This window comes from Pseudomonas sp. LBUM1657 (genome assembly GCF_059716075.1).
In genome coordinates this window covers 6100674-6122227 of record NZ_CP166799.1, presented here as the reverse complement: position 1 = coordinate 6122227, position 21554 = coordinate 6100674, and the positions used below count along the sequence as shown (strand labels likewise).

Here is a 21554-nt window from a genome sequence, read left to right as displayed (position 1 = left end):
GGGGTTAGCGGCAAGCAAAGGCCGGGCCTGATTTCATTCAGTCAGACCGAGGTGCGCCATTCGCGAGCAAGCCCGCTCCCACAAGAGAACGCATTCCAATGTGGGAGCGGGCTTGCCCGCGAATGCAGCGCCTCGGTCTATCAGTTGTGTCGCACCAGCCCCGGTAAATCCGGCAGCTTCTTCGGCGAGCAAATCCGTACCCGCTTCTGCCGGTTCAGCTCGCCGCTGATCAAACTCACCTGGCTCTTGGATACTCCAAACGCCTTGGCCAGAAACGCCATCAGATACGCATTGGCCTTGCCCTCGACGGGCGGCGCGGTCAGGCGGATCTTCAGGCGATCACCGTGCAGCCCACAGAAATCATCGCTGCGGGCCGCCGGTTGCAGGTGACATTCCAGAATCAGGTCATCACCGTCCCAGCGAAAGTAGCTCACCGGGTCAGATCAGCAGGCGCAGGATTTCCGGCATCATCGTCAAGGCGGCGAGGTTGTTGATCACCAGCATGTCGATCAGCTTCAACACCAGGAACGCCAGGATCGGCGAGATATCCAGGCCGCCAAGGTTCGGCAGGATCTTGCGGAACGGCGCCAGGGCCGGCTCGCAGATCTGGTTCACCAACTCGGCACCCGGGTTATGGCTGCCCGGTGCGACCCAGGACAGGATCACGCTGATGATCAGCGCGAAGAAGAAAATCTTCAGGAACAGCGCGGTCACGCCGATCAACGACCAGATCAGCAGTTGCAGCGGGTTGCCGGTGGTGCCGTAAGTCAGCAGCAGGGTCAGGGCCATCAACGCCAGTTGCACGAGGATCGCCAGCACCAGCGAAGACATGTCGAGGCCGAACATGCTCGGAATGATCCGGCGCAGTGGCTTGAGCAGCGGCTGGGTGGCTTTCACGGCGAACTGGCAGAGCGGGTTGTAGAAGTTTGCGCGTACCAGTTGCAGCACGAAGCGCAACAGCACGATCAGCAGGTACAGGCTGCCGAGGGTTTGCAGCACGTAGACCGCTGCAGTGTTCAATCCAATCATGTAAGGCTCCTTATTGACCCAGTTGTTCGGCCATTTCGGCCGAGCGGTGCGCAGCGGCGCCGAGTGCTTTTTCTACCAGGGCTTCGAAGCCACCGGCCTGGAACGACTTGATTGCAGCTTCCGTGGTGCCCGCAGGCGAGGTCACGCGGCGACGCAGTTCGGCGGCGTCGACATCACTGGCGACGGCCATATGCGCGGCGCCCAAGGCGGTTTGCAGGGTCAGTTGTGCGGCGATATCCGCCGGCAGGCCGAGTTTCACGCCGGCGGCGGTCATGGCTTCGATCAGCAGGAAGAAATAAGCCGGGCCGCTGCCGGAAACGGCGGTGACCGCGTCCAGTTGCTGCTCTTCGTTCAGCCACAGCGCAATGCCGACGGCCGACAGCAACTCTTGTGCTTGCTGACGTTGTTCAGCGTTGACTTCGGCCGTGGCGAACAAACCGCTCACGCCCTGACGCAGCAGCGCCGGAGTGTTAGGCATGCAGCGTACGATCGGCTGGGCACCGAGCCAGGTGTTCATGCTGGCGCAGGTGATGCCGGCAGCGATTGAGACCACCAGTTGATTCGGCTTGAGGCTTGGGCGAAGCGCTTCGCAGACGGTTTTCATCGCCTGGGGTTTGACCGCCAGTACGATGACGTCCGCGCCTTGGATGGCATCGGCGTTGTCGGCAAACACTTCGATGCCGTGTTCGGCGTTCACGCGCGCACGGGTTTCAGCGCCCGGATCGCTGGCGCGGATCTGCGCAGCGTCCAGACCTTTGGCGCGCAGGCCGCCGATCAGACTGGCGGCCATGTTGCCGGCACCGATAAAGGCAATACGAGTCTTGCTCATGTCAGGTCCTTATAGATAGGTGTGTCAGCCAGGTTATGGCTGGCCATGCATTTGTTGAGAGCCGCGAGCACCGAACAGGGCTGTACCAATACGGACCCAGGTGGCGCCTTGGGCGATGGCCGACTCGAGGTCGTGGCTCATGCCCATGGAAAGTGTGTCGAGCGGCAGATTCAGGCTGGCTTGCAGGCTTTGTACGGCAGCAAAAGCGGCATCCTGGGTGGCGCGATCTTCAGTCGGCTCGGGAATCGCCATCAGCCCGCGCAACGTGAGGCGCGGCAGTTCGCTGATGGCATGGGCCAGGGCCGGCAGGTCGGCCGGGGTGCAACCGGATTTACTGGCTTCACCGCTGACGTTGACCTGGATGCAGATGTTCAAGGGCGGCAAATCGGCAGGACGTTGTTCGGACAGGCGTTGTGCGATTTTCAAACGATCCACGGAATGCACCCAGGCGAAGTGCTCGGCGATAGCGCGAGTCTTGTTCGATTGAATGGGGCCAATGAAGTGCCAGATCAAGGGCAGGTCGGCCAATTCGAGCTGTTTGCTCAGGGCCTCCTGCAGATAGTTCTCGCCAAAGTCGCGGATCCCCGCGGCATACGCTTCGCGCAAGGCCTCGGCGGGCTTGGTCTTGCTCACGGCCAGCAGCCGGACGCTGTGCTCGTCGCGGTGGGCGGCGAGGGCGGCAGCACGGATGCGTGAACTAACCAGTGCAATGTTGTCTGCTATCGTGGACATTCAAGAGGCGCCAGCGGGTCTGAGGTTCGCGGCATTCTACTGGAATTGAGGAGCGCTATGGATATCACTGAGCTGCTGGCTTTCAGCGCCAAACAAGGCGCGTCCGACCTGCATCTGTCCGCCGGGCTGCCGCCGATGATACGGGTTGATGGCGATGTGCGACGCATCAACCTGCCGGCCCTGGAACACAAACAGGTACAGGCGCTGATCTACGACATCATGAACGACACCCAGCGGGTGGACTTCGAGAAACACCTGGAAACCGACTTTTCCTTTGAAGTGCCCGGTGTGGCGCGTTTTCGGGTCAATGCGTTCAATCAGAATCGCGGTGCCGGCGCGGTGTTCCGCACCATCCCGTCGAAGGTTCTGAGCATGGACGACCTGGGCATGGGCGACGTGTTTCGCAAGATTACCGAATCCCCCCGTGGGCTGGTGCTGGTGACTGGCCCGACCGGTTCCGGCAAGTCCACCACCCTGGCGGCGATGATCGATTACCTGAACAACCATCGCCATCATCACATTCTCACCATCGAAGACCCGATCGAGTTCGTTCACGAATCGCGCAAATGCCTGATCAACCAACGCGAAGTCCACCGCGATACCCGCAGCTTCGCCACAGCCCTGCGCTCGGCCCTGCGGGAAGATCCGGACGTGATTCTGGTGGGGGAGATGCGCGACCTTGAGACCATTCGCCTGGCATTGACTGCCGCGGAGACCGGTCACCTGGTGTTCGGCACGCTACACACCACGTCGGCGGCGAAAACCATCGACCGGATAGTGGATGTGTTTCCGGGGGACGAGAAATCGATGGTGCGCTCGATGCTTTCCGAGTCGCTGCTGGCGGTGGTTTCCCAGACATTGGTGAAGAAGATCGGCGGCGGGCGCATTGCCGCTCACGAAATCATGCTCGGCACGTCGGCGATCCGTAACCTGATCCGCGAAGACAAGGTGGCGCAGATGTATTCGTCGATTCAGACCGGGGGGGGGCTGGGAATGCAGACGCTGGATATGTGCTTGAAGGAGCTGGTGAGCAAGGGGTTGATCAGCCGTGATAATGCGCGAGAGAAGGCGCGCTCGCCGGATAATTTCTGAGGGGGTGTGGCGCTTTCATGGGCGCCTTCGCGAGCAAGCCCGCCCCCGCAGAGGAATGCATTCCAATGTGGGAGCGGGCTTGCTTGCGAAGAAGCGGTCATGTTCAAAGAGCAACTCCCGGGTCAGCCCCGGAAGCTCAAATCAGCGCTGAACAACCTGTATGGTGTTCTTCTCTTTTGGCATAACTCGCTTGGCAACCACGTAGTGTTTTTGCCAGTACGGTTTCTTCAGGGTGTCGATGCTCACCGACTTGCCACGACGCGGTGCGTGGATGAAGCGGTCATTGCCCAGGTAGATGGCAACGTGATTGACCCGACGACTCTTGATATTGAAGAAAATCAGGTCGCCCGGTTTCAGGTCGTTGCGATCGACTTTGTCGCCATGACCGCTGGCCATTGCATTGGACGTGCGGGGCAGGTCGAACGTGGCGTCGTTGAACGCGTATTTCACCAGGCCGCTGCAATCGAACCCTTTACTTGGGCTGCTGCCGCCCCAACGGTACGGGGTACCGAGGACGTTCACGGCACGGCTCAGCACGTCGCTGCTTTCCTTGCTCGCCATTGGCGGAACCAGGTTGCTTTTGCTGCTGCTGAGCTGTGGGGCGCGTTTTGCTGTCTTTTTGTTTTTGCTCGAAGGAGCAGAAACATGGGATTTTTGGGTGTAACCATTAACGTTTGGAAGACGTTGCTCACGATTGGTGGCGTGGGCGGCCAGAGGCAATAATAGGCAAATGGTTAGCCATGTCTTGAAAAATGGACGCATTAGGCAAGGCTCATATAAGTTAGCGCGCAACTTTATAACAGCTTTTTTGGCCCTTCCGAGGCCGTTGGTCGATTCAACTTTCGGGCAACGGAACCAAATAAGCAGAAAATTGACGTCATTGTCGGACAGAAGTCAGGTGGTACAAGGGGTTACGGACGAATACGGTAACATTTGCCATACGTCGGCCACCTGTAAAAAAGTCACAAAGAATTCAAGAATATTTATCTATCGTGTGATTCGAGGTCCTTCATGAACACCTATCGACAACCCGTTGCGCAACAAGATACCCACAGCAAAGTGATCGGTTACCTGCTGTGGATTCTCGGTTTTACCGGGGCTCACCGCTTCTATTACGGCAAGCCGGTGACCGGGACGATCTGGTTCTTCACCTTTGGTTTGCTGGGGATCGGCTGGCTGATCGACCTGTTTCTGATTCCCGCCATGGATCGCGAAGCGGACCTGCGTTTTACCGCCGGACCTATCGAGTACAACGTTGCGTGGATTCTGCTGACGTTTCTTGGGATATTTGGCGTACACCGGATGTATCAAGGCAAGTGGATCAGCGGGTTGCTGTACCTGGTGACGGGCGGGTTGTTCTTTCTGGGGGTGCTGTATGACTTCTGGACGTTGAATGACCAGGTTTCGATTCGCAATGCCCAGGACAGAGGCGCCTTCCAGTAAGTCTTCGCGAGCAAGCCCGCTCCCACATGTGATCCCTGTCGTACACAAATGCTGTGTTCGTTGAAGGTCAAATGTGGGAGCGGGCTTGCTCGCGAATACAGGCGACGCGGTCTTACGCCTGGTGGCTGATCCGCCCATCCACCAGGGTGTAACGCACCACTCCCGGCAGGCTGTGGCCGATGAACGGGCAGTTTTCGCCCTTGGACAGCCAGGTTTCGCCGGCCACGGTCGAAGCGGCAGGGTCAAACAACACGATATCCGCCGCACCGCCGACCGCCAGCTTGCCCACCGGCAGTCGCAACGCTTCGGCAGGCCCGGCGCTGAGGCGTGCCAGCAGCGTTGGCAGATCCAGCAAACCGTCTTCTACCAGCGTCATCGCCAGTGGCAGCAGCAACTCAACGCTGCTGATGCCCGGTTCGGTGGCACCGAACGGCGCGAGTTTGGCGTCCCGTTCGTGGGGTTGGTGGTGGCTGGAGATGGCCGACACCACACCCGACTTCACCGCTGCACGCAGGCCATCGCGGTCGGCGCGGGTGCGCAGCGGCGGCTGGACGTGATAGAGGCTACTGAAGTCGATCAGCGCTTCGTCGGTCAGGATCAGCTGATACAACGCCACATCGGCGGTCACCGGCAGCCCACGCGCCTGGGCCTGAGCAATCAGGGCCACACCGCGCGCACTGGTGAGCTGGCTGAAGTGCGCACGCACGCCGCTCTGCTCGACCAGCAGCAGATCTCGGGCGAGGGCCACGGTCTCGGCGGTTTCCGGAATCCCCGGCAAACCGAGGAAGCTGGCAGTCGGGCCTTCGTGAGCCAGGCCGCCTTCGGCCAGGTCATGGTCCTGGGAGTTGAAAATCACCGTCAGGTCGAACGTCGCCGCGTATTCCAGCGCCCGGCACAGAGTGCGGGTATTGCGGAAACTCTCCAGGCCGTTGCCGAAGGCCACGCAGCCGGCGTCGCGCAAGGCGACCAGTTCGGCCAACTGCTCACCGTCCAGGCCTTTGCTCAAGGCGCCGATCGGGAAGACTTTGGTGTTGCCGGCTTCACGGGCGCGGTCGAGGATCAGCTCGGCCACGGCCGAGGTGTCCAGCACCGGTTTGGTTTTCGGCGGGCAGCACAAACTGGTGACGCCACCGGCAGCGGCGGCGCGGGTTTCGCTGGCGATCGAGCCTTTGCGGCTGTAGCCCGGCTCGCGCAGGGCAACGTTCAGGTCTACCAGGCCAGGGGCGGCCACCAGGCCTTTGGCGTCGAGGGTGTCGACGGCGACAAAACCGGCGGGAGCGGCACCAAGGGCGACGATCTTGCAGGCTTCGATGTGGATGTCGGTAACTTTATCCAGACCACTTGTAGGGTCGATAACGCGGGCGCCGAGAATGCTGAGCTTCACTGGGCGTTCTCCTGCTCGAATTGGCGCTGGGCAGTCTGCCCGCTCATGGCCATGGACAGCACGGCCATACGAATTGCAATGCCGTAGGTGACCTGATTGAGAATCACCGAGTGCGGGCCGTCGGCCACCGCCGACTCAATTTCCACTCCACGGTTGATCGGCCCCGGGTGCATGACGATGCAATCCGGCTTGGCCCCGGCCAGGCGCGCGGTGGTCAGGCCGAACAGGCGGTAGAACTCGCCTTCGCTCGGCAACAGGCCGCCGGTCATGCGCTCGCGTTGCAGGCGCAGCATGATCACTACATCGACGTCTTTCAGGCCTTCGGTCATGTCGGTGTAAACCTTCACGCCGTATTGCTCGATGCCGATCGGCAGCAGGGTTTTCGGCGCGATCACGCGGATGTCCGGGCAGCCGAGGGTTTTCAGGGCCAGCATGTTCGAGCGCGCGACGCGCGAGTGCAGGATGTCGCCGACGATGGCCACCGAAAGGTTTTCGAAACCGCCCTTGTGCCGGCGGATGGTGAGCATGTCGAGCATGCCTTGGGTCGGGTGCGCGTGACGACCGTCGCCACCGTTGATGATCGCCACTTGCGGGCACACGTGCTCGGCAATGAAATGCGCCGCACCGGAATCACCGTGACGCACGACGAACATGTCGGCGGCCATGGCCTCAAGGTTGCGCAGGGTGTCGAGCAGGGTTTCGCCCTTGCTCGCCGATGACGTGGACACGTTGAGGGTGATCACGTCGGCCGACAGCCGCTGGGCGGCCAGTTCGAAGGTGGTGCGGGTACGGGTGGAGTTCTCGAAGAACACGTTGCACACGGTCTTGCCGCGCAGCAACGGGACTTTCTTCACCGCCCTGGCGCCGACTTCTAGGAACGAGTCGGCGGTGTCGAGGATTTCCGTCAGCAGCTCGCGGCGCAAACCGTCGAGCGAGAGGAAGTGGCGCAGCTGGCCCTGATCATTGAGCTGCAGCGGGCGCTTGGTTTCTAGAGGCGTCATCGCGAGGGGGACTCTCAATAGGGCGAATTAAAGGGCGAGGTCTTGCAGTTCGAGCTTGAGCTCCGGGCCGGACAGCTTCACGCGCTCGTGGGCCGCCAGCGACAGGGTTGCGCCGACCACATTCGGGCGAATCGGCAGCTCACCGGCGTCCAGGTCCAGCAGGCATACCAGCGTCACGCTTGCCGGGCGGCCATAATCGAAGAGTTCGTTCATCGCGGCGCGAATGGTCCGACCGCTCATCAGCACGTCGTCGATCAATACCAGGTGCTGGCCTTCGATTTCAAATGGCAGGGCCGAAGGACGCACTTGCGGGTGCAGGCCATTCTGGCTGAAGTCGTCGCGGTAGAAGGACACGTCGAGGGTGCCGAGGGGCGAGTCGCTGCCCAGTTCATCGAGCAAGGCCTGGGCGACCCAGATGCCGCCGGTGCGAATGCCGATGTAACGCGGTTCGCTGATACCACGGTGTTCCAGGTGTGCCTTGAGACGGGTCGCCATCTGGCTGATCAGTTCGGCGGGATTGGGCAGGCTCATGGTTGCTCCTTCTTTGTCCCGAGTCGGGTTCTGCTTGAGTGATGGCTCGGGTTGTAGCTATAGAGAGTCGCTTGTTGCGACTCTTCAGGATTCGAACAGTGCGGTGTTTGCGTCGAGCCAGCCTTGCAGCAGCAGGGCGGCGGCGATGGCGTCGACCGGGTTGTCGCGGTAACTGCCTTTCTGGCCGCCACGGACCAGGCGTTCGCCCTTGGCCTCGAAGGTGGTCAGGCGTTCATCGTGGGTATAGAAGGGCAGGTTGTAGCGACCGTTCAGGCGTCGGGCAAATTTTTCGGCGCGCAGGCACATGTCGCTTGGCGTGCCGTCCATGTTCAATGGCAGGCCGACCACCACGGCGTCGGGTTTCCACTCTTTAATCAGGGCTTCGACCTGGTTCCAGTCGGGAATACCGTTTTGTGCCTTCAAGGTACACAGCTCGCGGGCCTGGCCGGTAATCACCTGGCCGACCGCAACGCCGATCTGTTTGGTGCCGTAGTCGAAACCCAGAATCAACCGCAGGGCCATCAGGCGTGCCCCGCCTGGCTGGTCAGCAGGCTGAGGTTGACGCCCAGACGCTTGGCCGCCGCTTCCAGGCGCAGTTCGCTGCTGGTGTTGAACAGGATGTCGGCGTCGAACGGGCAGGTCAGCCAGGCGTTCTGGGCAAGTTCGGCTTCAAGCTGCCCGGCTTCCCAGCCAGCGTAACCGAGGGCGATCACGCTTTTCGCCGGACCAACGCCGTCGGCGATGGCGAACAGCACGTCCTGGGAGGTCGACAAGGACAGCTCGCTTTCCAGATCAACGGTTGCTTGAAAGGTTTTACCTGAAGGGTGCAGGACAAAACCGCGATCGGTCTGCACCGGGCCGCCGATAAAGATCGGCACATGCTGGCAGAGCACCGGCGGTTCGATATCAGGGCGCAGTTGCTCGAGGATATCGGCCAGGTTCAGGTCTTGCGGACGATTGACCACCAGCCCCATGGCGCCATTGGCCGTGTGCTCGACGATGTAGGTCAAGGTGTGCGCAAAGTTCGGGTCGGCCATGTGAGGCATGGCGATCAGGAAGTGATGCTTGAGGTAGCTGGGGCTGACGTTCTTCATGAGCGCTAGTGTGGCGTTGGAGGGGCAAACTGACAAGCTGGGGATGCACAGGAAATGCTCGGAATACCCGTCACGCCACCGATCAAATGTGGGAGCGGGCTTGCTCGCGAAAGCAATAGGTCAGTCGACATCAATGCTGAATGACACATCGCTTTCGCGAGCAAGCCCGCTCCCACAGGGGATTTGCGGTGGTCAGTTACTTGAGAGTCTGTCCCCGCGGGCAAACTTCCAGGTGCGGATGATTTCCAGGCGGTCAATATCCGACAAATCCCCGGTAAACGGCGAAAACGGCGCTGCCAGCCGCACGATGCGCTGGGCGGCCTGATCCAGCAGGGGCTGCCCGGAGGATTCGAGCACCAACACTTCAAACAGCGAACCGTCGCGGTTGATCGACACCATCAGGCGCAAATTGCCGTAGATCTGCTTGCGGCGGGCTTCGTCGGGGTAATTGAGGTTGCCGATGCGCTCGACCTTCTTGCGCCATTCGTCCTTATACCAGGCGCCCTTGTCGCGCATGGTCGAGGCGGCGCTCAGGCGGTGGATGCGCGGGCGCTTGGCATACAGCTGTTGTTCGTTGGCCAGTTCGGCTTCCAGGCTGGCGATGTCGCTGGACAGCTGTTCACTGTCGAACGTCGGCGCCTGCAATGCGGGTTTTGCCTCGGTCTTGGGCTCTTCGGTTTTCGCGGCGGCTTTTTTCGGTTTCGGCGCTACGGTGGTCACGGCAGCCTTGGGCGGAGCTGCCTGCTCAGGCTTGGCCGCCGGCGGTGGCGTGACTTTCTGCACCTTGTTGTCCTGGAACGGCGCGACCTCAGTGGTCTTGGGGATCGCCTTTTTATCCAGGGTGCCGCTGCCTTGCTGGTTTTCCTGGGCGAGGAAATCAGCTTTCTCGGGCTTCTTTTCGCTTTTGAAGGTAGCGAGGGTGATTTCCAGGGTTTTGCTGATCTTCTGGGGTTCGACCATGGTGAACCCGACGCCCAACAGCAACGCCAGGTGAACCAGCGCCGCGAGAAACAGTGTAAATCCGAGGCGATCGGCCGGGCGAACGCCGGTATGGGCGAGTTCGGGTGGCAGATCGGACGGAAGCGTCATAACAAAAAAACCAACATCGCGTTTTTACAAGCCGCGCATGATAACGCAATGTTGGTTTGGCTTATCAACGAGCCTTGAGCTTCTGATCGATGGCATCCATCAGCATGCCGCCGATGTCGGTGCCGAACGCGTTATCAATCTCGCGAATGCAGGTCGGGCTGGTCACGTTGATTTCCGTCAGGTGCTCGCCGATCACGTCGAGACCCACGAACAACAGGCCTTTTTCACGCAGGGTCGGGCCGACCTGGGCGGCGATCCAGCGATCTTTCTCGGTCAGCGGGCGGGCTTCGCCACGGCCGCCGGCGGCCAGGTTGCCACGGGTTTCGCCAGCCGCCGGGATCCGCGCCAGGCAGTAATCCACAGGCTCGCCGTCGATCATCAGGATGCGTTTGTCGCCATCGATGATCGCCGGCAGGTAACCCTGGATCATGATCTGCTGTTTGCCATGCAGGGTCAGGGTTTCCAGGATTACCGACAGGTTTGGATGGCCGGCGGTGTGACGGAAGATCGATGAACCGCCCATGCCGTCCAGCGGCTTGAGAATCACATCGCCATGATGGTCGGCGAATTCACGCAGGACGTCCGGGCGACGGCTGACGATAGTCGGCGGCGTGCACTGCGGGAACAGTGTCGCGAACAGTTTCTCGTTGCAGTCGCGCAGGCTTTGCGGCTTGTTGACCACCAGCACGCCAGCGCGCTCGGCTTGTTCCAACAGGTACGTGGAGTAAACGAACTCCATGTCGAACGGCGGATCCTTGCGCATCAGGATCACGTCGAGATCGCTGAGCAGCGCATCCTGCTCGGCGTCCAGCTCGAACCATTTTTCCGGGTTGGCGAAGACTTTCAACGGGCGCATCCGCGCCCGTGCTTCACCTTCGGCCTGGTACAAGTCGCCCTGTTCCATATAGAACAGTTCCCAGCCGCGCTTCTGCGCAGCCAGCAGCATGGCCAGCGAGCTATCCTTTTTATAGGAGATGCTGGCGATAGGGTCCATGACAATCCCGACGCGAACGCTCATGGGTTTTTCCTCGAATTCTGGATGGTCGAAGTGACCTTTAAAAGTGGCGTCAGAGTGGCGCTGAGTGTGTTCCCGGTCAAGGAAAAACCACCGCGCAGGTCGGCCGATAGATTGGTATTGGAGACTGTGCTAAAAAGACTGCCAAGTTGTACTAGCCCTTGAGCATCAAGGGTTTCGGGCCGCCGTTAACCGGCAAACGGACAAATTGTTTCGCAAAGGCGACGGTAGAGCATTTATGGAACAGCATTCCAGCGCCTTGAAGGTCATGGTGATCGACGATTCGAAGACGATTCGCCGCACCGCCGAAACGCTGTTGAAGAACGTGGGTTGTGAAGTCATCACGGCCATCGATGGTTTCGATGCCCTGGCCAAGATTGCCGACAATCATCCCGGCATCATCTTTGTCGACATCATGATGCCGCGTCTTGATGGCTATCAGACCTGCGCGTTAATCAAGAACAACAGTGCGTTCAAGTCCACGCCGGTGATTATGCTGTCGTCCAAGGACGGGCTGTTCGACAAGGCCAAGGGGCGCATCGTCGGCTCCGACCAGTTTCTGACCAAGCCTTTCAGCAAGGAAGAACTGCTGAACGCGATCCAGGCCCATGTACCGGGCTTCGCCGCCGTTTTGCCGCAGTAGGACACGCACAGTGACGCTCGGCCAGCGGGCCCGGTGTCGACAAGAATGGGGAAGACCATGGCACGTATTCTGATCGTCGATGATTCGCCGACTGAAATGTACAAACTGACCGGCATGCTGGAAAAGCACGGTCATGAAGTGTTGAAAGCCGAAAACGGCGCCGACGGCGTGGCCCTGGCTCGTCAGGAAAAACCCGACGCTGTTTTGATGGACATCGTCATGCCCGGCCTCAACGGTTTCCAGGCGACTCGCCAGCTGACCAAAGACCCGGACACCGGGCACATCCCGGTGATCATCATCACCACCAAGGATCAGGAAACCGACAAGGTCTGGGGCACGCGCCAGGGCGCCAAGGACTACCTGACCAAACCGGTCGATGAAGAGACCCTGATCAAGACGCTGAACAACGTGCTGGCCGGTTGATCGTGCGGCCATGACCGAGTCGCTGACTGCCTTCGAGCTGCTGCTGCGGATCGACCAGCGCTGTCGCCTGCTGGCGGCGGACTTGCCGTCCCAGCCGACTCGGCAGGACAGCTGGAGCGGCATCGGTTTTCGTTTGGGCGAGCACTGGTACGTCGCGCCCATGGGCGAAGTCAGCGAAGTCTTGCACGAGCTGCGGTTCACCCAATTGCCGGGGGTCAAACCCTGGGTCAGGGGGGTGGCAAACCTGCGTGGGCGGCTGCTGCCGATCATGGACTTGTGCGGCTTCTTCGGCCATGAACTGTCGGCCCTGCGCAAACAGCGGCGGGTGTTGGTGGTGGAACATGAAGACGTGTTTGCCGGGTTGATGGTTGATGAAGTCTTCGGCCTCCAGCACTTTGCCCAGGACAGTCTGGAGCCGGTGCCGGCAGCCGATGTGCACGGGCCGATTTCGGCGTTCGTCAAAGGCCGGTTCCCGCGTGAGCAGACCTGGCAAGTGTTCAGCCCGTTTGCGTTGGTGCAGTCCCAAAGCTTTATGCACGTCGCGCTCTAACTGGCCTGACACCGACCCAATGTGGGAGCGGGCTTGCTCGCGAAAGCGGTGGGTCAGTCAGCATAGATGTTGAATAAGTGACCGCTTTCGCGAGCAAGCCCGCTCCCACAAGGGATCTTCGGCGGGTTCTAAAGGTTGGTTATTAGGCGAGGACCGATGATAAAAGCAAAAACAGGCAAGCCAGAAGGGTCGCGCAGCCGGTCGCAGATCATCGCGCTGTTCATCGCGCTGATTGTCTTCATCATGCTGCTGTTCGCCAACTTCGCTTACCTCAACACCCAGACCACGTACGACAAACAGTACATCGGCCACGCCGGTGAGCTGCGCGTGCTCTCGCAGCGCATTGCCAAAAACGCCACCGAAGCCGCCGCCGGTAAAGCTGCTGCGTTCAAGTTACTGAGCGATGCACGCAATGATTTTGCCCAGCGCTGGGGTTATCTGAAGAAGGGCGATCCCTCCACCGGCCTACCACCGGCACCCGCCGCCGTGCGCCCGGAAATGCGTGCGGTGCAGCAGGACTGGGAGCGTCTGCTGAAAAACACCGACGCGATTCTCTCCAGCGAACAAACCGTGCTGTCCTTGCATCAAGTCGCTGCAACACTGGCCGAAACCGTGCCGCAGTTGCAGGTCGAGTACGAAAAAGTCGTCGAAACCCTCCTGCAACGTGGCGCCCCGGCACCCCAAGTGGCGATGGCCCAGCGTCAGTCGCTGTTGGCCGAGCGCATCTTGGGTGCGGTGAACACGGTGTTGTCCGGTGATGAAAGTTCGCAGCAGGCCGCCGACGCTTTCGGTCGCGACGCCGCGCGTTTTGGTCAGGTACTCAACGGCATGCTCCAGGGTAATCCGGCGCTGAAGGTCAGCCAGGTTGAAGACCGCGATGCGCGGGCGCGGTTGATCGAGATTTCGGAGCTGTTCGAATTCGTTTCCGGTTCGGTGGATGAAATCCTCGAAACCTCTCCGGAACTGTTCAAGGTCCGCGAATCCGCCACCAACATTTTTAGCCTGTCGCAAACCCTGCTCGACGAAGCCTCGCACCTGGCCACCGGGTTCGAAAACCTGGCCGGTGGGCGCAACACCGACACCATTGGCGGTTACGTGCTGGGCCTGGCGGCGCTGATGTCGATCATCCTCATTGGTCTGGTGATGGTGCGTGAAACCAACCGTCAACTGCGCGAGACTGCCGAGAAAAACGAGCGCAACCAGAACGCGATCATGCGTCTGCTCGATGAAATCGAAGACCTCGCCGACGGCGATCTGACGGTGACCGCCTCAGTCACCGAAGACTTCACCGGCACCATCGCCGACTCGATCAACTATTCCGTGGACCAACTGCGCGATCTGGTGGCGACCATCAACCTCACCGCCGGCCAGGTCGCTGCCGCCGTGCAGGAAACCCAGGCCACCGCCATGCATCTGGCCCAGGCCTCGGAGCATCAGGCCCAGCAGATTTCCGAAGCCTCTACGGCGATCAACGACATGGCCCAGTCCATCGACCAGGTGTCGGCCAACGCCGCCGAATCTTCGGCGGTGGCCGAGCGTTCGGTGGAAATCGCCAACAAGGGCAACGAGGTGGTGCACAACACCATCCATGGCATGGACAATATTCGCGAGCAGATCCAGGACACCGCCAAGCGCATCAAGCGCCTCGGCGAGTCTTCTCAGGAAATCGGCGATATTGTCAGCCTGATCGATGACATTGCCGATCAGACCAACATCCTCGCCCTCAACGCGGCGATCCAGGCGTCCATGGCCGGTGACGCCGGACGCGGGTTTGCGGTGGTGGCCGATGAAGTCCAACGGCTGGCCGAGCGCTCGTCCGCGGCGACCCGGCAGATCGAAACCCTGGTGCGGGCGATCCAGACTGACACCAACGAAGCGGTGATCTCCATGGAGCAGACCACCACCGAAGTGGTGCGCGGCGCGCGTCTGGCGCAGGATGCCGGTGTGGCCCTGGAAGAAATCGAAGGTGTCTCCAAGACCCTCGCGGCGCTGATCCAGAGTATTTCCAACGCCGCGCAGCAACAGACGTCTTCGGCCGGTCAGATTTCCCTGACGATGAACGTGATCCAGCAGATCACCACGCAGACCTCGTCCGGCTCCACCGCCACCGCCGAGAGCATCGGCAACCTGGCGAAAATGGCCAGTCAGCTGCGGCGTTCGGTGTCCGGTTTCACCTTGCCGGCCGCCAAGGCGCAGACTGCGGATAAAGTGTGAAGCGCCGATGGGCGTTTGCTTTTTTTGACTGGAGCAGTGACTGGAGTGGTTATGGGTGATCGGCACGACTATGTGGCCCTTGAGTGGGTCAAAGGCGAGATTGCCGAAACGCTGAAGCAGGCTCATCAGGCGATCGAAGACTTGCTTGATGACCCGCAGGCGACGCACGCGCTGAGCGATTGCCTGGCGTGCATCCATCAGGTTCACGGCAGTTTGCAGATGGTCGAATTCTACGGCGCGGCCCTGCTCGCCGAAGAGATGGAGCAGCTGGCCAGCGCCTTGCAGCAGAACCGCGTCAGCCATCGCGATGAGGCGATCCATCTGTTGATGCAAGCCTTGGGGCAGCTGCCGATCTACCTCGACCGGGTGCAAAGCGCCCGCCGTGACCTGCCGCTGGTGGTGTTGCCGCTGATCAACGATCTGCGCAGTGCCCGTGGCGAAAGCCTGCTCTCGGAAACCAGCCTGTTCACCCCGCAATTGCCGCACCTGCCGCCTCTGGATCAAGAATCCCTGGCGCTGCTGGAACCGGCTGATTTACCGAACGTGCTGCGCAAATTGCGGCAGATGATGCAGATGGCCCTGGTCGGGTTGTTGCGCGAGCAGGACGACGAAACCAACCTCGGTTATCTGGCCAAAGTTTTTGCGCGCCTCGAAGGGCTGTGCGGCAATGCGCCGCTGAGCCCGGTGTGGCAAGTCGCCTCGGCGCTGGTCGAAGGCATGCGCGCCGGTGCCATCGCCAACAGTCCAGCCTTGCGCAGCCTGTTCAAGGACGCCGACAAAGAACTCAAGCGTTTGCTCGAACAGGGCATGCCCGCCATCAATCAGCCGGCGCCGCCGGAGTTGCTCAAGAGTTTGCTGTTCTATATTGCCAAGGCCGAACATCCCACCGGGCAGATGCTGACCATGAAAGATCGCTACGGACTGGACGACGCGTTGCCTGACAGCGCGATGGTCGACGAAGAACGCGCACGCCTTGCAGGCCCCGACCGCGATGCCATGCGCTCGGTGTTGGCGGCGCTGTGCGAAGAACTGGTGCGGGTCAAGGAGCGGCTGGACCTGTTCGTGCGCAGCGACCGCCAGCACACCTCGGACCTCGAAAGCCTGCTGGCGCCCCTGCGGCAGATTGCCGATACCCTGGCGGTGCTCGGTTTCGGCCAGCCGCGCAAGGTCATCATCGACCAACTGGCGGTGGTGCTGAGCCTCGCCCAGGGCCAGCGCGAACCCAACGACGCGATCCTCATGGACGTCGCCGGTGCCTTGCTCTATGTCGAGGCGACCCTGGCCGGCATGGTCGGCACCGTGGAACCGGAAAGCCAGGAAGAAAGCCGCCTGCCGACCACCGACCTGACGCAGATTCACCAGATCGTCATCAAGGAAGCACGCATCTGTCTGCAACAGGCCAAGGACATGATCGTCGACTACATCGACGCCGATTGGGACCGTCAGCATTTGCAGCCCTTACCGGCCTTGCTGACCCAGGTGCGCGGCGCGCTGGCGATGATTCCGTTGAGCCGTGCGGCGAGCCTGATCGAAACCTGCAACCACTTCATCCATGAACATCTGTTGCTGGATCCGGACCACCCCGGTTGGCAGGAACTGGACAGCCTGGCCGACGTCATCACCAGCATCGAATATTACCTTGAGCGCCTCAGCGACGACCCCGAAGCGCCCGGTGAACAACTGCTCGATGTCGCGGAACAAAGCCTGGCGTCCCTCGGTTTTTTCCCCAGCGAACAGCATGTGCCGGTGCTCGAAGATGTGCTCAGCCCCAGCGAAGCGCAGGTGATGCAGGATCTCCAGGAACTGGACGATCCAGAGGTGGTGCAAACCCTGGCCGACGTGCTCGCCAGCCCCGTGTCTGCCGTCAACCCGCCAGCCCTGACCACGCCCGGCAGCCTGTTGCCGCCGCCGGAGGGCGAAGAGCCGGTGGACGATGAGCTGCGGGAAGTCTTTCTCGAAGAAACCGACGAAGTCCTGGAAATCCTCCAGGAATACCTGCCGCGCTGGTCGGCCAATCCCGAAAGCAAATCGGCCCTGAGTGAACTGCGCCGCGCGTTCCACACGTTGAAAGGCAGTGGCCGGATGGTCCGCGCGCTGGTGTTGGGCGAACTGGCCTGGGCGGTGGAAAACCTGCTCAACCGCATGCTGGAACAGAGCATTGCGCCTGGGCCGGCAGTCAAACAGTTGCTGGCGGATACGCTGGAGCTGCTGCCGGAACTGGTGGCCGAATTTGCCGCCAATGCCCAGCGCCAGCGCAACGATGTCGACCAATTGGCTGCCCGTGCCCACGCTCTTGCCAAGGGTGGTGAGCAGGCCTGCGATGAGGACACGCAGGACGTCGCGGCGCTCGATCCGCTGTTGCTGGAGATCTTCCGCAAAGAAGCCGAGACCCATCTGAACAGCCTCAACCGCTTTCTCGACCAGGCTGCCGAGCACGTGCCGTTGCAGGCCAGCGATGAGTTACAGCGGGCGCTGCACACCTTGAAGGGCAGCGCTTCCATGGCCGGCGTATTGCCGATTGCCGAGTTGGCGGCGCCGCTGGATCAGCTGGCCCGGGAATACAAGGCACACCTGATCGCCCTGGACCTGGACGAAGTCGAACTGTTGCTTGAAGCCGAAGGGTTGTTCCGCCTCGGGTTGCGCCAGCTCAAGTCCGACCCGCTGGCCGCGATTCCCGACGCCCCTTCGCTGATCGAGCGCACCCAGGCGTTGCTGGCCGAGCGGCTGCAAACCCTCTTGAGCGCGCCCAATACCAAACTGCGCATCAAGCGCGATCCGCAGTTGATCAACAACTTCCTGGCCCAAGGCATGGACATCCTGCTGGACGCCGAAAGCCTGTTGCAGCGTTGGCAACAGCACCCCGGCGAGCGTCAGGAACTCAGCGCTTTGCTGGACGAATTGACCACCCTCGGCGAAGGCGCGCACCTGGCCGACCTGCATCCGGTGGATGAGCTCTGCGAAGCCTTGCTCGACCTCTACGGTGCGGTGGAAGAAAGCAGCCTGGCGGTCAGCGAAAAGTTTTTCCATGAGGCGCAAAGCGCCCACGAGGCGCTGATCAACATGCTCGACGAACTGGCTGCCGGCCAGGAAGTCAGTCCGCAACCGGAGCGAATCCGGGCCCTGCGCGGGTTACTCGACGAGAGCCTAGACCCGTCGGCCATGGGCCTGATTCGCAGCGACGGCAGCCGCACCCTGAGCATTCGCGAGTTGGGCAGTGCCACCGCCGAACTGGAGCAGACCGCGACCCAGGTTGAACTGGACGATGAAATCGTTTCGATCTTCCTTGAAGAAGCGGTGGATATCCTCGAAAGCGCCGGCCAGGCTTTGCAGCGCTGGCTGAACGACCCGGAAAACGCCGCGCCGTTGTTGTCCTTGCAGCGGGATTTGCACACGCTCAAGGGTGGCGCGCGAATGGCTGAAGTCGAGCCGGTCGGCGACCTGGCCCATGAGCTGGAAAGCCTTTACGAAGGTCTGGTGGACCGCCGTTACGCCCACAGCGAAACGCTGGCGCAAGTGCTGCAACGAAGTCATGACCGGCTCGCCGAGTTGCTTGAACAGTTGCAGCACCAACAGCCGTTGGGTGATCCGGGCGAGTTGATCGGGGCCATCCGCGAGTTCCGCCAGGGCAACGCCAGTGCGGTTGAAGCGACCGAGCCTGCAAGGGTCGAAGATTCGCCGGGGCATGATCCGGAACTTCAGGAGATCTTCCTCGAGGAAGGTTTCGACATCATCGAAAACTCCGGGGCGGCGCTGGTGCGTTGGCAGGCGCAACCGTCGAATCGCCAGGAAGTGGAAACCCTGCTGCGTGACTTGCACACCCTCAAGGGCGGCGCGCGGATGGTGGAAGTCGGCCCGATCGGCGACCTGGCCCATGAGCTGGAATTTCTTTACGAAGGCTTGTCCGCTGGCGTCCTGCAACCCACGCCCGCGTTGTTCGCACTGTTGCAAAGCAGCCATGACCGATTGGCGCAGATGCTCGATGCAACACGCGCCGGTCAGCCATTGCCACCGGCCGATCAACTGATCGACGCGATCAGGAATTTCAGCCACCCGGCGGTGCTCGAAGCGCCGACTCCAGTGCAAGCAACGCCAAAAACCGAGACGCTGGCGCCGTCACCCGATGCCAGCGCGGACATGGTCAAGGTGTCGGCCGAACTGCTGGACGACCTGGTCAACCTGGCCGGCGAAACCTCAATCTTCCGGGGCCGAATAGAACAACAGGTCAACGATGCGCGCGTGGCCCTGAGCGAAATGGAAACCACCATCGAGCGTATGCGCGATCAATTGCGCCGGCTCGACACCGAAACCCAGGGGCGGATTCTCAGTCGTCAGCAGGTCGAAGCCGAACGCCTGGGCTACGAAGAATTCGATCCGCTGGAGATGGACCGTCACTCGCAGCTGCAGCAACTGTCCCGCGCGCTCTTCGAGTCCGCGTCCGACCTGCTCGATCTCAAGGAAACCCTTGAGCGGCGCAATCAGGACGCGGAGAACCTGCTGCAACAGCAGGGCCGCATCAACACTGAACTGCAAGAAGGCCTGATGCGTACGCGCATGGTGCCGTTCGAGCGGATGCTGCCGCGCTTGAAACGCATTGTTCGGCAGGTCTCCAGCGAGCTGGGCAAGGACGTGGAATTCATCGTCGGCAACGCCGAAGGCGAGATGGATCGCAATGTCCTTGAACGCATGGCAGCGCCGTTGGAGCACATGTTGCGCAACGCCGTCGACCATGGCCTGGAATCCGCCGAGGTGCGTGTGGCGGCCGGCAAACCGGCTCAGGGGCGGATCACGCTCGACCTGTCGCGAGAGGGCGGCGACATCATTTTCGATATCCGCGACGACGGTGCCGGTGTGCCTTTGGACGCGGTGCGGCGCAAGGCGATCAAGCGCGGTTTGCTCGCCCCGGACAGTGTCATCAGTGATCGCGACGTGCTGCAATTCATCCTGCAACCGGGGTTTTCCACCGCCGAAAAAATCACCCAGATTTCCGGGCGCGGCGTCGGCATGGATGTGGTTCACGAAGAAGTCCGCCAGCTCGGCGGCACGATGAGCATCGACTCTGTGGCTGGGCAGGGCGTGCACTTCCGGATTCGCCTGCCGTTCACCGTCTCGGTCAACCGTGCGCTGATGGTGCAATGCGGGGAGGATCAGTATGCGATCCCGCTGAACACCATCGACGGTATCGTTCGCGTATTGCCCAACGAACTCGAAGGGCACTACCGGCTCGATCCACCGACGTACAAGTACGCTGGGCAGGACTATGAGCTGTGCTATCTGGGCGAGTTGCTGAAAACCAGCACCCGCCCGAAACTGCTGGGCCAGAGCCTGCCGCTGCCGGTGCTGCTGGTGCAGTGCAACGAGCGGCACATCGCGGTGCAAGTCGACGCCATGGCTGGCACTCGGGAGATCGTGGTCAAAAGTCTCGGCCCGCAGTTTGCGGCGGTGCAGGGGTTGTCCGGGGCGACGATTCTCGGCGATGGGCGAGTGGTGCTGATTCTCGATTTACTCGCGCCAATCCGCGCCATGCAGGCACATGTGCCGCAGCGGCCGGTAACCCAGGAAGCCGAGGCCGAGCCGCACAAACCATTGCTCGTGCTGGTAGTCGACGATTCGGTGACCGTGCGCAAAGTCACCAGCCGCCTGCTGGAGCGCCACGGCATGAACGTGCTGACGGCCAAGGACGGCGTCGACGCCATGCTGCTGCTCGAAGACCACAAGCCTGACGTGATGCTGCTGGACATCGAAATGCCGCGCATGGACGGCTTCGAAGTCGCGACCCAGGTACGTGCTGACGAACGTTTGCAGCACCTGCCGATCATCATGATTACTTCCCGCACCGGCCAGAAACACCGCGACCGCGCCATGGCCATCGGCGTCAACGACTACCTCGGCAAGCCGTATCAGGAATCGGTATTGCTCGAAAGCATTGCCCTGTGGAGCAAAAAACATGCTTGAGCATCGCACCAGCAATCTCACCGGGCTGCTGCTGCCCTTGGCCGACCGCAACCTGATCCTGCCCAACGTCGCTGTCGCGGAGCTGATTGACTATCAGCCAGGGGCGTTCGATCTGGATACGCCACCGTGGTACCTCGGGCGAGTGGCATGGCGGAACCGGCAGATTCCGCTGCTCAGTTTCGAGTCGGCGTGTGGCCAGAAAATCGTCATCGGTGAACGGGCGCGAATCGTGATTCTCAATGCGCTGGGTGGCCGGCCCGAATTGAAGTTCATTGCCCTGCTGGTGCAGGGGATTCCACGGTCGTACAAGCTCGACAGCCAGCTGAGTTATGTGGATGTGCCGTTGTGCTCGTTGGAACAGGCAGCGGTACAAGTGGGTGATCAGGTGGCCAAAGTGCCGAATTTGCTGGCTCTGGAGGAATTGCTTGTGAGTGCCGGGCTCGTCTGACTGGCCCCTTCGCGAGCAAGCCCGCTCCCACAGTAGATCTCCAGTGTTCACTAATACCTTGTGGGAGCGGGCTTGCTCGCGAAGG

General features: G+C 61.1%; 20 protein-coding genes. 8 read left to right on the top strand and 12 right to left on the bottom strand.

Going from position 1 to position 21554, the window contains the following annotated elements; all coding sequences use genetic code 11:
• Positions 1 to 140: 140 nt before the first annotated feature.
• Genes ACA055_RS28285 through ACA055_RS28270 form a run of 4 tightly spaced genes read right to left on the bottom strand, consistent with a single transcriptional unit; the run spans position 141 to position 2590 of the window.
• Positions 141 to 434 carry a DUF167 domain-containing protein gene (locus tag ACA055_RS28285; RefSeq protein WP_497681538.1) on the bottom strand — a complete coding sequence of 98 codons (294 nt, stop codon included), beginning with the start codon at positions 432 to 434 and terminating at the stop codon, positions 141 to 143.
• A gap of 4 nt (positions 435 to 438) precedes the next feature.
• A complete protein-coding gene (locus ACA055_RS28280; RefSeq protein ID WP_497681537.1) occupies positions 439 to 1029 on the bottom strand; it encodes a YggT family protein in 591 nt (196 codons plus the stop codon).
• 10 nt (positions 1030 to 1039) lie between these two features.
• Positions 1040 to 1858 (bottom strand): pyrroline-5-carboxylate reductase, encoded by an 819-nt coding sequence (proC, locus tag ACA055_RS28275; protein ID WP_497681536.1) that lies wholly within the window; start codon positions 1856 to 1858, stop codon positions 1040 to 1042.
• Between the two features lie 33 nt (positions 1859 to 1891).
• The gene (locus ACA055_RS28270) at positions 1892 to 2590 is read right to left on the bottom strand and encodes a YggS family pyridoxal phosphate-dependent enzyme (protein ID WP_497681535.1); all 699 of its coding nucleotides are present in this window, start codon (positions 2588 to 2590) and stop codon (positions 1892 to 1894) included.
• Positions 2591 to 2647: 57 nt separating this feature from the next.
• On the opposite strand from ACA055_RS28270, the gene ACA055_RS28265 reads away from it, so the two are divergent.
• Entirely contained in the window at positions 2648 to 3682 is a 1035-nt protein-coding gene (locus ACA055_RS28265) for a type IV pilus twitching motility protein PilT (protein ID WP_497681534.1), read from the top strand.
• A gap of 141 nt (positions 3683 to 3823) precedes the next feature.
• On the opposite strand, the gene ACA055_RS28260 is transcribed toward ACA055_RS28265, so the two are convergent.
• On the bottom strand, positions 3824 to 4444 hold the full coding sequence (locus tag ACA055_RS28260; RefSeq protein ID WP_497681533.1) for a C40 family peptidase: 621 nt from the start codon (positions 4442 to 4444) through the stop codon (positions 3824 to 3826).
• A gap of 249 nt (positions 4445 to 4693) precedes the next feature.
• Here ACA055_RS28260 and ACA055_RS28255 point away from each other — a divergent pair, with 249 nt between their 5' ends.
• The gene (locus ACA055_RS28255; RefSeq protein WP_497681532.1) at positions 4694 to 5125 is read left to right on the top strand and encodes an NINE protein; all 432 of its coding nucleotides are present in this window, start codon (positions 4694 to 4696) and stop codon (positions 5123 to 5125) included.
• Between the two features lie 112 nt (positions 5126 to 5237).
• Here the strand turns inward: ACA055_RS28255 and ACA055_RS28250 are convergent, their stop codons facing one another.
• From ACA055_RS28250 to gshB, 7 genes are all read right to left on the bottom strand, one after another.
• Complete coding sequence (locus ACA055_RS28250) at positions 5238 to 6509, bottom strand: dihydroorotase (protein WP_497681531.1); 1272 nt, start codon at positions 6507 to 6509, stop codon at positions 5238 to 5240.
• A complete protein-coding gene (locus tag ACA055_RS28245; protein WP_007897943.1) occupies positions 6506 to 7510 on the bottom strand; it encodes an aspartate carbamoyltransferase catalytic subunit in 1005 nt (334 codons plus the stop codon). Before ACA055_RS28245 ends, ACA055_RS28250 begins: the two co-directional genes overlap by 4 nt.
• 27 nt (positions 7511 to 7537) lie before the next feature.
• Positions 7538 to 8041 carry a bifunctional pyr operon transcriptional regulator/uracil phosphoribosyltransferase PyrR gene (gene pyrR, locus ACA055_RS28240; protein WP_497681530.1) on the bottom strand — a complete coding sequence of 168 codons (504 nt, stop codon included), beginning with the start codon at positions 8039 to 8041 and terminating at the stop codon, positions 7538 to 7540.
• An 84-nt stretch (positions 8042 to 8125) separates the two neighbouring features.
• Positions 8126 to 8563 (bottom strand): Holliday junction resolvase RuvX, encoded by a 438-nt coding sequence (gene ruvX / locus ACA055_RS28235; protein ID WP_497681529.1) that lies wholly within the window; start codon positions 8561 to 8563, stop codon positions 8126 to 8128.
• On the bottom strand, positions 8563 to 9135 hold the full coding sequence (locus ACA055_RS28230; RefSeq protein ID WP_497681528.1) for a YqgE/AlgH family protein: 573 nt from the start codon (positions 9133 to 9135) through the stop codon (positions 8563 to 8565). The genes ruvX and ACA055_RS28230 overlap by 1 nt, the downstream gene beginning before the upstream one ends.
• 192 nt (positions 9136 to 9327) lie before the next feature.
• The gene (locus ACA055_RS28225) at positions 9328 to 10224 is read right to left on the bottom strand and encodes an energy transducer TonB (protein ID WP_497681527.1); all 897 of its coding nucleotides are present in this window, start codon (positions 10222 to 10224) and stop codon (positions 9328 to 9330) included.
• 64 nt (positions 10225 to 10288) lie between these two features.
• Complete coding sequence (gene gshB / locus ACA055_RS28220) at positions 10289 to 11242, bottom strand: glutathione synthase (RefSeq protein WP_497681526.1); 954 nt, start codon at positions 11240 to 11242, stop codon at positions 10289 to 10291.
• 235 nt (positions 11243 to 11477) lie between these two features.
• On the opposite strand from gshB, the gene pilG reads away from it, so the two are divergent.
• The 6 genes from pilG to ACA055_RS28190 all read left to right on the top strand — a co-directional run bounded on the left by pilG (position 11478) and on the right by ACA055_RS28190 (position 21469).
• Positions 11478 to 11882, top strand: a complete 405-nt coding sequence (pilG, locus tag ACA055_RS28215; RefSeq protein ID WP_008152601.1) for a twitching motility response regulator PilG — start codon at positions 11478 to 11480, stop codon at positions 11880 to 11882.
• Positions 11883 to 11939: 57 nt separating this feature from the next.
• Complete coding sequence (gene pilH, locus ACA055_RS28210; protein WP_027926574.1) at positions 11940 to 12305, top strand: twitching motility response regulator PilH; 366 nt, start codon at positions 11940 to 11942, stop codon at positions 12303 to 12305.
• Between the two features lie 10 nt (positions 12306 to 12315).
• Positions 12316 to 12855: a chemotaxis protein CheW gene (locus ACA055_RS28205; protein WP_497681525.1), complete on the top strand. Its 540-nt coding sequence runs from the start codon at positions 12316 to 12318 to the stop codon at positions 12853 to 12855.
• 156 nt (positions 12856 to 13011) lie between these two features.
• Positions 13012 to 15069: a methyl-accepting chemotaxis protein gene (locus ACA055_RS28200; protein WP_497681524.1), complete on the top strand. Its 2058-nt coding sequence runs from the start codon at positions 13012 to 13014 to the stop codon at positions 15067 to 15069.
• A 51-nt stretch (positions 15070 to 15120) separates the two neighbouring features.
• Positions 15121 to 21021 carry an Hpt domain-containing protein gene (locus tag ACA055_RS28195; protein ID WP_497681523.1) on the top strand — a complete coding sequence of 1967 codons (5901 nt, stop codon included), beginning with the start codon at positions 15121 to 15123 and terminating at the stop codon, positions 21019 to 21021.
• Positions 21014 to 21469 (top strand): chemotaxis protein CheW, encoded by a 456-nt coding sequence (locus ACA055_RS28190; RefSeq protein WP_497681522.1) that lies wholly within the window; start codon positions 21014 to 21016, stop codon positions 21467 to 21469. The genes ACA055_RS28195 and ACA055_RS28190 overlap by 8 nt, the downstream gene beginning before the upstream one ends.
• The last annotated feature ends 85 nt before the right edge of the window (positions 21470 to 21554 follow it).

Bases quoted from the DNA above. Each gene is read 5' to 3' on its own strand.
- ACA055_RS28255 (WP_497681532.1), top strand. From the start codon at position 4,694: ATGAACACCTATCGACAACCCGTTGCGCAACAAGATACCCACAGCAAA.
- ACA055_RS28225 (WP_497681527.1), bottom strand. From the start codon at position 10,224: ATGACGCTTCCGTCCGATCTGCCACCCGAACTCGCCCATACCGGCGTT.
- gshB (WP_497681526.1), bottom strand. From the start codon at position 11,242: ATGAGCGTTCGCGTCGGGATTGTCATGGACCCTATCGCCAGCATCTCC.
- ACA055_RS28190 (WP_497681522.1), top strand. From the start codon at position 21,014: ATGCTTGAGCATCGCACCAGCAATCTCACCGGGCTGCTGCTGCCCTTG.
- ACA055_RS28205 (WP_497681525.1), top strand. From the start codon at position 12,316: ATGACCGAGTCGCTGACTGCCTTCGAGCTGCTGCTGCGGATCGACCAG.
- ACA055_RS28245 (WP_007897943.1), bottom strand. From the start codon at position 7,510: ATGACGCCTCTAGAAACCAAGCGCCCGCTGCAGCTCAATGATCAGGGC.
- ruvX (WP_497681529.1), bottom strand. From the start codon at position 8,563: ATGGCCCTGCGGTTGATTCTGGGTTTCGACTACGGCACCAAACAGATC.
- ACA055_RS28200 (WP_497681524.1), top strand. From the start codon at position 13,012: ATGATAAAAGCAAAAACAGGCAAGCCAGAAGGGTCGCGCAGCCGGTCG.
- pyrR (WP_497681530.1), bottom strand. From the start codon at position 8,041: ATGAGCCTGCCCAATCCCGCCGAACTGATCAGCCAGATGGCGACCCGT.
- ACA055_RS28230 (WP_497681528.1), bottom strand. From the start codon at position 9,135: ATGAAGAACGTCAGCCCCAGCTACCTCAAGCATCACTTCCTGATCGCC.
- proC (WP_497681536.1), bottom strand. From the start codon at position 1,858: ATGAGCAAGACTCGTATTGCCTTTATCGGTGCCGGCAACATGGCCGCC.
- ACA055_RS28265 (WP_497681534.1), top strand. From the start codon at position 2,648: ATGGATATCACTGAGCTGCTGGCTTTCAGCGCCAAACAAGGCGCGTCC.
- ACA055_RS28270 (WP_497681535.1), bottom strand. From the start codon at position 2,590: ATGTCCACGATAGCAGACAACATTGCACTGGTTAGTTCACGCATCCGT.
- ACA055_RS28195 (WP_497681523.1), top strand. From the start codon at position 15,121: ATGGGTGATCGGCACGACTATGTGGCCCTTGAGTGGGTCAAAGGCGAG.
- ACA055_RS28260 (WP_497681533.1), bottom strand. From the start codon at position 4,444: ATGCGTCCATTTTTCAAGACATGGCTAACCATTTGCCTATTATTGCCT.
- pilG (WP_008152601.1), top strand. From the start codon at position 11,478: ATGGAACAGCATTCCAGCGCCTTGAAGGTCATGGTGATCGACGATTCG.
- ACA055_RS28280 (WP_497681537.1), bottom strand. From the start codon at position 1,029: ATGATTGGATTGAACACTGCAGCGGTCTACGTGCTGCAAACCCTCGGC.
- pilH (WP_027926574.1), top strand. From the start codon at position 11,940: ATGGCACGTATTCTGATCGTCGATGATTCGCCGACTGAAATGTACAAA.